At 41.9% G+C, this 15,217-nt stretch carries 9 protein-coding genes; 3 read left to right on the top strand and 6 right to left on the bottom strand.

All coding sequences use genetic code 11. From position 1 onward, the window contains the following. Nucleotides 1-730: 730 nt before the first annotated feature. Nucleotides 731-2,263, bottom strand: coding sequence for a RagB/SusD family nutrient uptake outer membrane protein (locus HMPREF1505_RS11705; RefSeq protein WP_036925602.1), 1,533 nt, complete (start codon nt 2,261-2,263; stop codon nt 731-733). 4 nt (nt 2,264-2,267) lie between these two features. After that, nucleotides 2,268-5,606 (bottom strand): SusC/RagA family TonB-linked outer membrane protein, encoded by a 3,339-nt coding sequence (locus tag HMPREF1505_RS11710; RefSeq protein ID WP_036925605.1) that lies wholly within the window; start codon nt 5,604-5,606, stop codon nt 2,268-2,270. Between the two features lie 257 nt (nt 5,607-5,863). On the opposite strand from HMPREF1505_RS11710, the gene HMPREF1505_RS11715 reads away from it, so the two are divergent. From HMPREF1505_RS11715 to HMPREF1505_RS11725, 3 genes are all read left to right on the top strand, one after another. Then, complete coding sequence (locus HMPREF1505_RS11715; RefSeq protein ID WP_013265866.1) at nt 5,864-6,388, top strand: RNA polymerase sigma-70 factor; 525 nt, start codon at nt 5,864-5,866, stop codon at nt 6,386-6,388. A gap of 679 nt (nt 6,389-7,067) precedes the next feature. Further along, nucleotides 7,068-8,045, top strand: coding sequence for a FecR family protein (locus tag HMPREF1505_RS11720; RefSeq protein ID WP_036925608.1), 978 nt, complete (start codon nt 7,068-7,070; stop codon nt 8,043-8,045). Nucleotides 8,046-8,119: 74 nt separating this feature from the next. Next, a complete protein-coding gene (locus HMPREF1505_RS11725) occupies nt 8,120-11,179 on the top strand; it encodes a glycoside hydrolase family 2 TIM barrel-domain containing protein (RefSeq protein WP_036925611.1) in 3,060 nt (1,019 codons plus the stop codon). A 339-nt stretch (nt 11,180-11,518) separates the two neighbouring features. On the opposite strand, the gene HMPREF1505_RS13370 is transcribed toward HMPREF1505_RS11725, so the two are convergent. The 4 genes from HMPREF1505_RS13370 to HMPREF1505_RS11740 form a co-directional block, all read right to left on the bottom strand. Beyond that, nucleotides 11,519-11,674, bottom strand: a complete 156-nt coding sequence (locus HMPREF1505_RS13370) for a hypothetical protein (protein ID WP_197017525.1) — start codon at nt 11,672-11,674, stop codon at nt 11,519-11,521. A 12-nt stretch (nt 11,675-11,686) separates the two neighbouring features. Next, on the bottom strand, nt 11,687-12,577 hold the full coding sequence (locus tag HMPREF1505_RS11730; protein WP_036925614.1) for an RluA family pseudouridine synthase: 891 nt from the start codon (nt 12,575-12,577) through the stop codon (nt 11,687-11,689). A 134-nt stretch (nt 12,578-12,711) separates the two neighbouring features. After that, on the bottom strand, nt 12,712-13,245 hold the full coding sequence (locus HMPREF1505_RS11735) for an HD domain-containing protein (protein WP_036925617.1): 534 nt from the start codon (nt 13,243-13,245) through the stop codon (nt 12,712-12,714). Between the two features lie 89 nt (nt 13,246-13,334). After that, entirely contained in the window at nt 13,335-15,113 is a 1,779-nt protein-coding gene (locus tag HMPREF1505_RS11740) for a biotin/lipoyl-binding protein (protein WP_036925619.1), read from the bottom strand. Nucleotides 15,114-15,217 lie beyond the last annotated feature (104 nt).

Consider the following 15,217-nt stretch of genomic DNA (forward strand, 5'->3'; position numbering starts at 1 on the left):
GTATAATTCTTATTACTATGGTATTGTTTCCTAACATCTTTTATTTTCTTATCGGTATCTTGTATGTCTTTGTAACTTGACGTAGCCCGTTACGTCTGCATTACAAAGTCATACAATATACTCGATAAAAACAAAATATGTTTAGCCTCTAATGACCGATTTGGGTTAAAACAAAGCAAAGGAAGTCACGGAGGCACCGTCGGTGCATAGAGTGACGGAGCTTGTTTGCCAATGCTATTAGCAATTTATATACAAAGCGTTTATCCCAAAATAGTTATCAAGAATCTGTACGCTACACCTCCGTCGCTCTTTGTGCCGTCGGCACCTCCTTAACATTGCGTTTACCTCCGTCCTCTCCGTGACTCCGTGTGCCTTTGATATAAGACTTTAAGTTTTTCACTCCATATTTCGAAAAAGCTCTTTTATTTGTAAATAAAAAGTCATCATAATAAAATAAAGAGATGCCTAATTGGATTCGAAAAGACGCCTAATTGGATTCGAAAAGACGCCCAATTGGCTTGCAAAAGATGCCCTTTTAAGGTCTTACTAACGCCCTTTTTGAGTCCAATTAAGCACCTTTACAAATACACTCTTATAACTATCTGACTATATGATGATTACAAGAGTGACTAAAACTATCATTTTGAGTATAAGAACAGCATCTCAAAGCGAAGATTTTTGTAAACAAATTTCCGCCAAACTATTGCTAAAATAAACAGAGAAAAACAATCTATCTCTGCCACCACATTGGTGTTGCGTAATCGTCAGGACCACCTAAAAGTTCGACAGCCTTGTCGTAATTACTGCGATTATTAATCTGTTGATTCTTATCAAAAGGTATTCTATTAGGTGTCAACAGCGTATAACCATTTGTTGCCTGTGGTACGGAGAAAATACGAGGATAACCCGTACGACGAATTTCATTCCATGCTTCCTGCCCATTCGGGAACAAAGCAATCCACTTCTGCGTTATCAATCGCTCCATTTTCTCATCCATAGGCGCATTGTCATCCCATTTAATGGTAATCGTAGAAGCCTTTGCAGCTGCTCCACCAAAGCCACCTAAAGCATCTGCATAGTTAGCTTCTGTCGAGGTATCATCCAACAAATAAGTAGCAACACCATCTACTCCCCATTGATTGAAAGAAAGTGTTACGCCTCGTTCATAATACTCCTTGGCAGTACCACCACCCATATTCCAACCACGCAAGACGCCTTCCGCCTTACAAAAAGCCATTTCCGATGCAGTGAGCCATAAACTTGGCGTCGTTTCTTGCACATTGACTGTTGAATAAAGACGCTTAGCAACAATGTTACTCCCTATCGCTGCTCCAGCCCGACAACCAATATATTTACGCTGCCCTGCCGTCATAGGCTGTAGGAAATACATACTCATTCGTGGATCTTTATAGCCAGTCATATAGCTTTCAATGTCAGCACAGATACGACTGTCGCCCCATGAAACAGCAGTTGTCCACAAACCCGACTTATTATAACGAATAGCACAATTGTCCTCATTCCCTTCTATGACACCATCTCTCACCGCTTGTTCAGCTAAAGAACGTGCCAACGTTGGTTCTACATTACTGATACGCACGGCAATGCGCAATTTAAGCGAATTAGCAAACTTACGCCAGTTATTGAAGTCACCTTTATATACGAGGTCGTATGGTGCAAAGACTATCATTTCCTTAGCCAGTTGCGTGTCAGATGAGATATAAGTAGTAGCCTCGTTTAGGTCATTTATCAGCTGTAAATAGATATCTCGCTGAGATGTATAAACCTCCGTATTATCTGCATTCATACTGAGTGGGAAAGGTCCATAGATATCTGTAAAACGAAGGAAAGCTTGTGCACGCAGAATCAATGCCCACGCATAAGAAATATTCTTCTTACCATTCAGCTTGACAACCTCATCAAATGCAGATACCATAGGAGGAGCATAAGAAGCAGGCCAAGCACACCAAGCATTACTTGCATTAAATAGCGTATGGTTCTTAGGTAATTCCTTGGTATAGGTTGTATAACGTCCCAGATAATTACCGACAAAGTCTATCATTGTTTGATAGGCATTCTCCTGCTCTGGAAAAGCCACTCCTTGCATCTGAATCAAGAATGAACCGACAGCGTAGTTATCACGCTTCAACTCCTCTGGTGATAGCTTACTGCCTGGTCGGTTAATATCAACGAATTCACCCGTACAGGAAGAAAAGACTGTCAGCAGACAGAAGAAGAAAAGGAGTTTCTTTCTACTCAACTTCATAATCTTAGAGTTTTACGTTGATACTAAAGCCCAATGAACGTTGACTGGGCTGCATGAAATAATCAAATCCCTGATAATAAATATCTGTTGAGGAAGTTGCCTCGGGGTCAAAAGGTGCCTTACAATATAACATCAAGAGGTTTCTTGCTGTCAAAGCGACTGACACCTTTGCGCCACGAATCAGTTTATCAAAGGTATAACCTAAATAAAGCTCTTTGATTCGGGCGTTAGTAGCACTGTAGACGTACTCATCCCAAATCGGAGTTTCTCCTCCAACCACCGTATAATACTTCTCCGTAGAAACCAACTGATTGCCAACAGCAACACCACCATTGTTTCTCAGTTCTGCAGTCTTCTTAGAAACGCCATACGAATCCATAAAAGCTTGGGTCTGTGACACGCAGACACCACCCAAACGAGCTGTTATCAACATTCCAAGTTCTATTCCCTTCCATGAGAAATTATTGCTCAAACCAAGTTGCGCCTTAGGTAAAACAGAACCAACTAACTTAGGTGAAGTTAACTCCATCTGCATCACCTGCCCATCGGAATTGAGCAAAACATTCCCTTGTGCATCACGCTTAAAATCTGTGAATGTATAGAGATCCCCCATCGTACCGCCTTGTGTCAATATCACCTCACACCCATTCAAACCACCTTGGCGCAAAGTTTCATTAGGATTATCAAGTAATCTAACAACCTGGTTACGGTTTGTACTATAAGTCATATTGGTTGACCAACGAAGATTACTCCACTTCTTGTTATAGCCAATGCTCAATTCTAAACCTCGATTCTGTACGTCTCCTGCTTGTATATACTCACGATTAAATGCACCACCAAGTGTAATCGAACGAAGGAAGGTTTGATTCTTCGTATCTGATTGGTACAACGTGAACTTTACAGACATAGCTTCTTTAAACAGATGTGCCGTCATTCCTGCTTCCCAAGAGTTCGTACGCTCTGGATAGAAGTTATCTGGAAACTTATAAGTAACCGTATGGTAAGTACCAGTAGAAGGAACATACTCATACCGCCAAGCAGAGGAAATATTAGGAGAAATGGCAGAACCCACTGAAGCCCACGAAGTACGGAACTTCAAAAAGTCAACGAACTTCGGCAATTTAAACATCTTTGAAAGAATTGCCGACATACCCACAGAAGGATAGAAGAAGGACTGTTGGGCTGTATTACTAAGTGAAGAGTCCCAGTCGTTACGCCCTGTTACTGTCAGATAAACACGTTCTTGCCAACCTAACTCCACACTCCCAAGTACGGAATGAATTGCATGACGCGTGATATCAAAGATTGGACGGTTATCTCCCGACACTCTATTATAATCGATTCCATTAGGAGTAAAGATATTTGAAGGAGCTTTTAAACCTCCTTGAAAGCCTGACACGTCATAGGATGTATGTGAGAAAGCAGTACCAACGTTTGCTACCAGTGAGAGAGTACCCCACCGTTTAGTAACGTCAGCCATAACATCTGCATAGAAAGAACGGTCATTTATCTTGCAATAACTATAATATCCGTAAGGCGAATGAGCGAAGATATCAAGCGTTGAAGCGTATCGTTTGTCTTCCAATCTATTAACAGCTTCATCCCAACGAAGTCTTCCTTCAAGGGCAAACCAATTCGTAAGATGATACTTCACACCAAGATCAGTGAGGTATCTGTTACGCTTTGTTGTCTTCAACATACGGTTCGTAACCCAATAAGGGTTTTGCATCTTCAAGTCATCTCCATAGTTCCAGTTCTGCAAATTGATATTGCGCACTGCATCATAGGTTTCAAACTCCTTTATAGCATTAAAGTTCTCACCACGCGGAAAAAGATAAACAGAGGTCAGCGGATTGAAGTATTGTCCCTGTGCCAACATATTCTTGTCATTTTCTCTGACGAACTTAAAGGAGAAAGTTAGCCTTAACTTATCCTCCAATGCGGTAAAAACGTTTTTAAATGTGAGGTTATAACGTTGGAAATCGTTGTTAGGAATAATACCAGACACCGTCGATGAACCTAAAGATAGGTATACTTGATTACGCTCAGTACCTGCCGTCAGACTTGCATTATTCGTAAAGTTGACTCCTGTACGGAAGAAATCCTTTGGCGTGTAACCACCAGTACCCGACGTATTCTTCGTTCCCCATGACTTCATCTCATTGGCACGATTGCCGTATTCATTCTGGAAATCAGGTAAGACGAAGGGAGAAAGGAACTGTGCACTTGTAGAAAACTCCACCAATGTCTTCCCCACTCGACCCGATTTTGTCTTGATCATCACTGCTCCCTGTGCTGCAGCTGACCCATAGAGGGCTGCTGCAGCAGCACCACTAAGCACCGACACACTCTCAATATCATCAGGATTAATATCCGAAATACCCTCTGCACCAGGCTGTATCGAATAGATACCCCCCTTCACATCATCATTACTACGATTGTTAATAGGAATACCATCGACCACATAAAGCGGTTGATTGCTCTGCGCTAAAGACTTCGGACCACGCATTACCACACGTGCTGCACCGCCCATTCCTGCTGCTGACTCATTGACAGAGATACCAGCCATCCTACCCGCCAAAGTATTAGCAATGTTAGTTGTCTTCACCTTGTTCAACTCGTCACCATCCATCTGCTTGACATTATAGTTCAAAGCCGTACCCGAACGGCTGATACCCAAAGCTGTTACAAAGACTGCATCTAACTCATAGGGACTCTCCTTCAACACAAACAACTGATTGTTTCTATTCTCTATACGCGTTTCTATCGCATCAAAACCGATACAAGAAATAACCAAAATAGGGTTAGGTGTTTCTGATTTTAGGACAAACTTACCCTCTAAATCAGACATCGCACGTACCTTAGAACTACCCTTTACCATGATGGTTACACCAATAAGCGGATTACCCTCTACATCTTGCACCTGCCCATTAAAGGTATAGAGCGTTGGCGCAACAGGCTCCTCTCTCTTACGTTGTTGGTAAGCAGCTTCCGCACTATTCGTATATCTATTTTTTATAGCTGGTTTCTCCTTCTTCAGATAGATAATATTATCGATGATTTTATAAGTTATCCCCGTATTTTCAAAGAGTCTATTCAAGACAAAATCAATCGGTAAATTACTTATAGAAACAGCATTAACCTTCTGTTTTCCAAGCGCATCATCATAGAAAAAACGATACTTAGTTTTCGACTTAATTCGCTGTATAACAGTCTTTAAATCAGTTTGGTTTGTTGTTAGTGATACCTGTGCAGAAACACTATGTACACCTATCATCAAAAGAAAGGCACACATAAACGTTCTGAGGGAAAGTAATACTTTCAGACGACCATCTATCACCATGGAATCAGTTTAAATAGTATTATTCTTACAATACACTAACAAAACATTGAGTTTACATACACAAAGATAGTCAATTATCTTTATTTAAAAAAGATGCCATATATCCATTTCACATAAATTAACCCCTTCATTCCTCTTTACAAGCATAAAAAGTGTATCTTTGTTCATAAATATTGAAATTCTCCTGCTAACAACATTGCAAAAAATAAAGTTGTAGATAGGATAGAACCATAGTAAGCAGGACTAAAGAATAAACAATGACATTACCAGAACAAAGGTTCCGACAGATATTTAGGGCATTATATCCCTCCCTCTCCTTCTATGCTACTCGTCTTGTACAAGACGATGAGGCAGAGGATATCGTACAGGAAGCTTTCATGGAGTTATGGAAACGAAAAGAAGACATTGAAGACGAAAGTCATATCAAGGCTTTCCTTTATCGTATTGTCTATACTCGTGCACTCAATGTCATTAAGCACCGCACCGTTGTCAACAACCATGCTGACAGCGTGAAGAAAGTAACTCAGTTCAAGTTAGACTATTATGACCCAGAGGCTAACGACGTAATGGGCTACATAGAAGGACTGGAGACAAGAAAGCAAATCAACGATGCCATCAGCGAACTTCCTGCTAAATGTCGTGAGGTTTTCATACTGAGTTATCAGCACGATAAGAAAAACAAGGAGATTGCAGAGCAGTTAGGAATCTCGATTCGCACTGTTGAGGTACATTTATACAAGGCTTTGAAGACTTTAAGAACAAGGTTAAAGCGACATACTTAAGGACTTTTCAAAGAAAAAGTATGTGGCAAGAAATTTATAGTGGTTATAAGTGGTATCTCTTAAAAGTTTAAACACAAAAAGTAGACCTTATACTCCAAACCTCAAAACACCTCACTTTGTCCTAATTTTTCACCTATTGCTTTTATAAAAACCACAAAATGGCTTGCAATTAACGCCCTTTAGGCTTGCAAAAGGTGCCCTTTTGAGGTCTTACTAACGCCCTTTTGAAGTCCAATTAACCACCTTTTAAAATCCTTATTCACAACTATCTGATAGTAAACAACTTACAAATGTACTAAAATAATTCACTTTTATGCCATTTTTCCACCTTTTCTTCGAATATTTTGTCAATATATTTTCTTGCCTTTTTGAGATAAATCCCCCACGGAGATACGAAGCTAACAGCGCTTTTATTTAAAGACACGTAGCCCACAGAGGCATCGATGGCGTAAGAAGTAAAGGAATATAACAACAATATTTATTGAGAAGAATACGCCATCAACCCTTAGTTAGCAATGTAAACACATTATATAATCTGATGATATATCAATCTTTATAACATTTTTTATTAATTTCTATTACGTAAAAAGACGAATTAGGTTGTTATAAGAAGTGAGTAGCAGGAAAACTGCTGACTAAAATATTAAAATACAATACACCTCAGTTGAAACAAAACAGAATGAGTGAAATAAATAACAAGACCATTAAAGACTATCTTATTGGCAAAGCAACAGCCAAGGAGATGGAGCAGCTGGCTGAATGGCTGGCAGTCTCGGAGGAAAACCAAAAGGAACTCTTCGAGATGGAGTTGGCTTTCCATTTAGGAAAGAACAACTCGTTTGCTACATCTAAGAAAATTGAAGAAGCAGAGACTAAACTATTTGACCAAATCACTGAATACGAAGAACAGAACAGAAATAAGAATAAACTTTATTTCCTCCGCTATGCTGCAGCAATTATTGTTGCCGTATTACTGATTGGAGGAGGACTCTTTGCATATCTTCACCAGTCTGCAGAAACTATCACTGTTGCAGCGATGAACGAGGTAAAGAAAGTCGTTTTACCTGATAATTCTACCGTTTGGCTCAACAAGGGAGCTACAATTAGTTATGCAGATAACTTTGAGGGCGACGAGCGTAAGGTAAACTTAAAGGGCGAAGCACTGTTCCACGTAACAAAAAATGCTGAAAAACCATTCATTGTAAACAGTGATGGAGCATCAGCAAAGGTATTGGGAACAACCTTCAACTTTAAAGATCAAGCTGCTGATGGAAAAGAAGTTATCAGCTTGATAGAAGGTAGATTGGAAGTAACAGGACTGAATGGAGAAGGAAAGGTTGTCCTGCATCCCAACCAAAAGGCTACTGTCAGCAAGGATTCCAAGACCATTAAGACAGAAAATAGTTATGCACTTGCCGACGCTGTATGGCGTGACGACATAATCCCATTTAACAATATGCGAATCAATGAGATTGCTAAAATCCTTGAGCAGCTCTACGATTACAAGATTATTGTTGATTCTAAGTTAGACCACACAAAAACTTACACAGGTGTTATCAAGAGAAACAAGGATATAAGAAATGTCTTAGACGGACTTTCTTATACCATCTCTTTCCACTACAACATTCACGACAAAGAGATAACCCTCTCAGAATAAGTATCTGAGAGAGCTATCTTTTTGCCACGAGACGTCTAAATCAGTTTCTTAAATTTTCATTACCTAACATAGACATGAGAAAACTTTACGCGCTTCTTATAGGAGCACTCGCCCCTTTATGTTCGTATGCTCAGACCACTTTCCCTGAGTGGCAGAGTCAGTACACCACTGGTTTGAACAAGATTGAGCCACATGCCTACGTCCTTCCTTATAGCTCGGTTGATAAGTTACAACAACCAGGTGGCTACGAACAGTCAGATTGTTATATGTCGCTCAATGGCAAATGGAAATTCCATTGGACTAAGAATCCAGATAATAGACCAAAGGATTTCTTCCAAAACGACTTTGCTGTGCAGGGTTGGAATGACATCAACGTACCAGGTAACTGGGAGCGTCAGGGCTATGGGCTGCCTATCTATGTAAACGAAACATACGAATTTGATGACAAACTCTTCCAATTTAAGAAGAATCCTCCCCTCGTTCCATATGCACAGAACGAAGTTGGCTCTTATCGTCGCACCTTTAAGATTCCTTCAACATGGAAGGGTCGTCGTGTAGTACTTTGTTGCGAGGGTGTTAAGTCATTCTTCTATCTTTGGATAAACGGTACTTACGTTGGTTATAACATGGGTGCTAAAATGCCTTCAGAGTGGGATATTACAAAGTATCTGAACGATGGCGAGAACACTATCGCTATGGAAGTCTATCGTTGGGCATCAGGTTCTTACCTCGAGTGTCAGGACTATTGGCGCATAAGTGGTATCGAGCAGGACGTTTACCTCTACTCTACTCCAACACAATATATCGCTGATTACAATGTAGCAGCAGGTGTTGACAAGCAGGACAACGGCTCTTTCAATGGTAATTTTAGCCTTACTACAAATATTAAAGGTGCTGGAAGCGGTAGTGTAAGCTATGTTCTAACCGACGAGAAGGGCAATACTATCCTCTCAGAAGATAAGGCTGTCAGCGCAAAGAACAATGATGAAATGGTGAATTTCACCACAAAGACCGTCCAGAACGTTGCTGCTTGGAGTGCTGAACATCCTAACCTCTATACCCTTCTTATCACTTTAAAAGACAAGAATGGTAATGTTACCGAACAAACTGGTAGTAAGGTAGGATTCAGAACAATTGAAATTAAGAACAAACAGCTCTGCGTGAACGGAACACCTATCCTCGTAAAGGGTGCCAACAGACATGAGCATTCAGAATTAGGACGCACCGTGAGCAAGGAACTCATGGAACAGGATATCCGTTTGATGAAACAGAATAACATCAATCTTGTACGTTGTTCTCACTATCCTAACGACTCTTATTGGTACCAACTTTGCGATAAATACGGCTTGTATGTTATCGATGAGGCAAATATTGAGTCTCACGGAATGGGTTATGGCAAGGAGTCTTTGGCAAAGGATAGCACATGGCTGACTGCTCATATGGACAGAACGCGTCGCATGTATGAGCGTTCAAAGAACCACCCAAGTATCATCATCTGGTCATTGGGTAATGAGGCGGGTAATGGTGTGAACTTTGAACACACCTACCGGTGGTTGAAGAACGCTGACAAGACACGTCTTATCCAGTATGAACGTGCTGAGGAAAATTTCAACACAGACATCTATTGTCCTATGTATCAGTCGCTCGACCACATGAAGACATATGCAAAACGTACCGACATAACACGTCCTTACATCATGTGTGAGTATCTTCATGCTATGGGTAACAGTTGTGGTGGCATGAAAGACTACTGGGATTTGATCGAGTCAGAGCCTATCTTGCAGGGTGGTAGCATCTGGGACTGGGTGGATCAGTCTTTCCGTGAGCTTGACAAAAATGGTAACTGGTATTGGAGTTACGGTGGTGACTACGGTCCAAAGGATGTACCAAGCTTCGATAACTTCTGTACAAACGGACTCATCGCTGCTGACCGCACTCCTCATCCACACCTTTCTGAGGTGAAGAAAATCTATCAGAACATCAAGTCTGAGCTCGTTTCAAACGAGAAGGGCATTACAATAAAGGTAAAGAACTGGTTTGATTTCACCGATCTGAATGCTTACCAGCTCAACTGGCAGATTGTTAATGAGAACGGAAAAGTTATTGCGAAGGGAACACAATACGTAGATTGTGCTCCACATGAGACAACAACAATCACACTCCCTGCTGTTTCTGCAACTACAGATAAGGAGCAGTACCTCAACCTTGAGTGGTATCCTGCTAATGATGCATTGATTCTTACAAAGAATGATGTTGTAGCATACGACCAGTTTGTACTGAAGAAAGCAAGCGATTGCACGACCTTCCTCCCACGTGAGAAGCAACGCATGACGTATAAGGTGAACGAGAACACAGGTGAGTTGACCTCGCTGAAGAGTGGCAACCAGGAGTTCCTCGAAGCGCCACTGGGCCTAAGTCTCTACCGTCCAGCTACCGACAACGATGGTCGTGACCAGTTCGGTGTAAGAGTATGGCGCAAGGATGGTATCGATTCTATCAGCCAGAAGGTTACAAAGATTACCCGTACTAAGGACGTGACACGTGCAGAAGCCGACATTATCGGTAAGAAGGGCAATGTAATCGGTAAGGCTGTCTTCACCTATCAACCACAGAAGAATGGCGCATTGGCAGTGAAGGTTGACTTTACTCCAGACACAGCAGCTGTCAAGGCACTTGCACGTCTGGGGCTTACCTTCCGCGTAAAGGATACATTCGGCAAGGTTGAATACAATGGTCGTGGTGATATTGAGACTTACAACGACCGCAAAGCGGCTGGTTTTGTTGGACACTACAAGACAACTGCAGAGGCTATGTTCCATTATTATGTGAAGCCACAGGCAACGGGTAACCGCACGGATGTACGTTGGGTATCAATCTCTGACACACGTAATCGTCTGATGGTAGCAGCTAAGAGTCCATTCCAGTTCTCTGTAACTCCTTTCTCTGACAGCGTTATCGACCGTGCGACGCATATCAACCAGCTCTCACGTGACGGTCTGCTTACCGTACACTTAGATGCCAATCAGAGTGGTGTTGGTACTGCTACTTGTGGTCCAGGCGTTGCAGAGAAGTATCGTGTATCTGTTAAACCTACAAGCTTCGAGTTTGTACTCTACCCTGCTATGGCTAAATAAATAGCACATAGTAAGAAGCTATAACAAAGCCCTGTTCCCTTTGCTTACAATCAGTAAGACAGAAAGGAACAGGGCTTTTTGTGCTCTATAGACTTCAACTTGAAACGCAATTTGCGGTCAGCACCATTGGTGCTTACCATCCGCACGACATGTGTTAGGCATCAACACATCGATTGAAGGTAAAGAGAAAGGTGCATTAAGTTCGTTTTAACGAAGAGAGTAAGACACTAACAGCTTTCCAAGATGAGAAAGATTTAATCAGATAACACTATAAAAAAAGAATTATTTACGTGAGAAAGCAATATCTATTCTCACGTAAATAATTCAATAAAAGGATTTCTAAAGGACGTGCAAACCAGTCAAAGCCCAATAGGCAAAAGCAAGAACTGCAAGTGTAATGATGATGCGAAAGATACAACCTGTTATCTTCTTAATCAGAATAAGACCGATAACTAATACGGCAAGGAGGGCTATAAAATATTGTAAATTCTCCATTAGAGCATGCTCTTATTTGAATAAATGTCTGAATACAGCAGGTATTGGTGTCTCAAACTCCATACGCTGGTGTGTAACAGGATGATGAAAACAGAGTACGTATGCATGTAGACAAAGACGATGAAGTGGGTCATCGCCATTACCATACTTTATGTCACCGCAGACAGGATGCCCCATATCGGCTGAATGTACACGAATCTGGTTCTTACGACCTGTCTCTAACTGATACTCAACAAGGCTGTGCGCTACCGTACGATCAAGTACATGGAAATGCGTAACGGCATATTTTCCACCATTATCCACTGGCGAACTATAGGTTACGTATGACTTATTATCCTTTAGCCAGTTGGCAATCGTACCCTCATCATGCTCCATCTCACCACTGACTACAGCCACATAACGACGGTCATAAACAATATTATGCCAGTCATGTTCAAGCAACTGCTCCGTCTGTATGTCCTTAGCATAAATCATCAGTCCTGATGTGTCACGGTCAAGTCGATGGACAACATGTGCCGTACACTTTTGCTTTGTCTTACGGAAATAATCGTCAAGAACAGTCTTCACATTCAATGAAGAATGACCAGCAGCCATTGAAAGAATACCAATATTCTTCTCAATCACTACCAAAAATCTGTCTTCATAGACGATCTTCACATAGCGACTACGGAAGAGATCGTTCTTCTTGCTCTTACTAACAGATATCTTGTCGCCAGTCTTCAGTGGATGGTCAAACTGTGTAACGCACTTACCATTCACCTTGATACCACGATTCTGTAGCGTTGCCTTAACCTTACTCTTACTCTCATTCAGGTTAGCCAGCAACCATTCAAGCAATGGAGCGGGGGCCGTCACCTTATAATGCTTATATTTTTCTTCTGTATATGGGTTCTTTCTTATCATACTACAAAAGTACAAAGAAATAATGATTAAAACTATTACACGCCTAATAAATCATCCGAATGACCTACGACTGAGATAAAACAGCTAATATATTGCTTTCCTATAATAAGGTTGTCAATACGCTCAATGCCGTTTTAGAACATCTTAACCCACTCACGAAAGCGTGCAACACCTTCTTTGCCAAACTTGGAAAGACTTGCTATTGCCTGCTCTATCGTCTTCTCTTCATCAAGATGAGACTTGGAAAAGAACTTATCAGCATAACAAATTACCTTCTCTTCCATGGTTTCAGGGAGGAAGTCTTGCTGAGGAAGTGGCAGCTTTTGTGCAATGATTTGGCTACGAGTGATACCCGCTCCAGTATGACGTTCACAAACGCGAGCATGTCGAGGGAAGCCTTCTGCACGCAACATCTCTGCACCAATACGACCATGACAGATATAAGGCTCAGTGCCGAAACATTGTATACCTGGGGCATTGCAACGAACAATACCTATATCATGCAGCATAGCAGCTTCCTCTATAAACTGACGGTCAAGCGATAACTCTGGATGACGATCAGCAATAGCAAGTGCTTTATCCGCTACAGCACGACTATGAACAAGAAGGATATGACGTAGTTCGTTATCCTCAGGATAGTATTTATTGATAATTACTTGGTAATCCATATCACGAAAAAAGCCACACCTCCTCTCCCAGTCGGCTTACACCGCCATGAATGAGGAGCCGTGGCCCTATCATTTATAATAATGATTCTTTATTCTTCGTGTGCTCTCTCGATGTAAGCGATAACGTCGCCCTTGTCTACCTTAGCACCCTGCTTAGCGTTGATTTCCACTAACTTACCACCAAGGGCAGCAGGAACAGTTACAAACTCACCCCAAGGAGCCTGAACGTAGCAGAACACATCACCTTCTTTATACTCCTTACCGATGAATGGTTCGATAGCTGGAGCAGCCTCACCATCACCCTGGAATTCCCAGAAGAGCTGACCCTTAACAGGAGAAACAATAGCATCAGCCTTAGCATGCTTGAATGCTGCTGCCTCCTCTGGGCTTACCTTTGCACCGAGTTTAGCATCCTTTGCAGCCTGAAGGTCAGCAAGGAAGTTCTTCTTAGCCTGTCCGCTCTTGTAGTTACGATACTGCTCTGGGTGCATAGCCAACTCGAAGAGTTCCTCATCATCCTGTCCATAATCCCATCCGTTCTCATCCATTTCCTTACGGAAGTCGTCAAGAGCGTTTGCAAGTAAGGTGTGAGGATCGGCATCAGTGAACTCAAGACCTTTCTGCTTAGCAAGGTCTTTCAACTCCTGACATATCTCACCAGGAACACGACCACTCTTACCAAGAATCATACCCCACATAGAATCGTCCATCATTACGAAGCGACCCTTACCCTGCTCAAGGGTGAGGAGGTTCATAAGAGCAATGTTCTTTGTGTATTGTGAGAATGGAGTTACCAATGGAGGATAACCTACGCGTGGCCATACATATGCCACCTCATCGAACAACTTAACGAGCATATCATCTACAGAAAGCTCTGGTTCGCCCTTCTTCTTGCGGAGGTTATTGATAGTTGAACGAATACCACCAAGATCAGCCATCATAGAACCCATCATACCACCTGGCAAACCACACTCAAGAAGCAATGAACTCATAATCTTGTTCTGTGGGTTGATGAAGTAGCCGAGCCACTCATCAATAAACTCCTGAGTCATAGCACGTGCCTTCATGTAGGCATCCATGTTGATTTCTGGTACATCAAAGCCAGCGTTCTTCAACATGCTCTGTACAGAGATCACGTCTGGGTGAACCTTACCCCATGACAATGGCTCAATAGCAACATCAAGAATATCAATACCATTCTTGGCTACCTCAAGCATAGAAGCCATTGACAAACCTGGACCAGAGTGACCGTGATATTCAAGAATAATGTCTGGATGTTTCTCCTTAATGCGACGAGTCAACTCACCAAGGAATGCAGGCTGACCGATACCAGCCATATCCTTCAAACAAAGTTCCTCTGCACCAGCTGCAATTTCCTCATCAGCCAACTTACAGTAGTACTCAATTGTATGAACAGGAGAGGTAGTGATACAGAGTGTTCCCTGTGGAGTCATACCAGCTTCCTTAGCCCACTTCAATGCAGGCGCAATATTACGAATGTCATTCAGACCGTCGAAAAGACGAGTGATATCCACACCCTGAGCATGCTTTACACGATACATCAATGCACGAACTTCATCAGGAACAGGATACATACGCAAAGCGTTCAGACCGCGGTCAAGCATGTGCGTCTTGATACCAGCTTCATGCAGAATCTTGGTGTAGGCACGTACAGACTCGTTTGGGTTCTCACCAGCTAAAAGATTAACCTGTTCAAATGCACCACCATTGGTTTCTACACGTGCAAAACAGCCCATCTCAACGAAGACTGGTGCGATACGAACTAACTCATCCTTACGTGGCTGGAACTTACCAGAGCTCTGCCACATGTCTCGATAAATGAGACTGAACTCAATTTTCTTTCCCATATATATTTTCAATATGTTACTTAATGAAGGGATTGCAGCATGCAATCTGACCTGCAAAATTAGATAAAAATTTCCAAAAAACGACTGACCGCTAATATTTTTTG

The organism is Prevotella sp. ICM33 (assembly GCF_000517825.1).
GTDB classification, from domain to species: Bacteria; Bacteroidota; Bacteroidia; order Bacteroidales; family Bacteroidaceae; genus Prevotella; species Prevotella melaninogenica.

Coding starts and splice junctions, on each gene's coding strand:
- HMPREF1505_RS11705 (WP_036925602.1), bottom strand. CDS start 2,263: ATGAAGTTGAGTAGAAAGAAACTCCTTTTCTTCTTCTGTCTGCTGACA.
- HMPREF1505_RS11710 (WP_036925605.1), bottom strand. CDS start 5,606: ATGGTGATAGATGGTCGTCTGAAAGTATTACTTTCCCTCAGAACGTTT.
- HMPREF1505_RS11715 (WP_013265866.1), top strand. CDS start 5,864: ATGACATTACCAGAACAAAGGTTCCGACAGATATTTAGGGCATTATAT.
- HMPREF1505_RS11720 (WP_036925608.1), top strand. CDS start 7,068: ATGAGTGAAATAAATAACAAGACCATTAAAGACTATCTTATTGGCAAA.
- HMPREF1505_RS11725 (WP_036925611.1), top strand. CDS start 8,120: ATGAGAAAACTTTACGCGCTTCTTATAGGAGCACTCGCCCCTTTATGT.
- HMPREF1505_RS13370 (WP_197017525.1), bottom strand. CDS start 11,674: ATGGAGAATTTACAATATTTTATAGCCCTCCTTGCCGTATTAGTTATC.
- HMPREF1505_RS11730 (WP_036925614.1), bottom strand. CDS start 12,577: ATGATAAGAAAGAACCCATATACAGAAGAAAAATATAAGCATTATAAG.
- HMPREF1505_RS11735 (WP_036925617.1), bottom strand. CDS start 13,245: ATGGATTACCAAGTAATTATCAATAAATACTATCCTGAGGATAACGAA.
- HMPREF1505_RS11740 (WP_036925619.1), bottom strand. CDS start 15,113: ATGGGAAAGAAAATTGAGTTCAGTCTCATTTATCGAGACATGTGGCAG.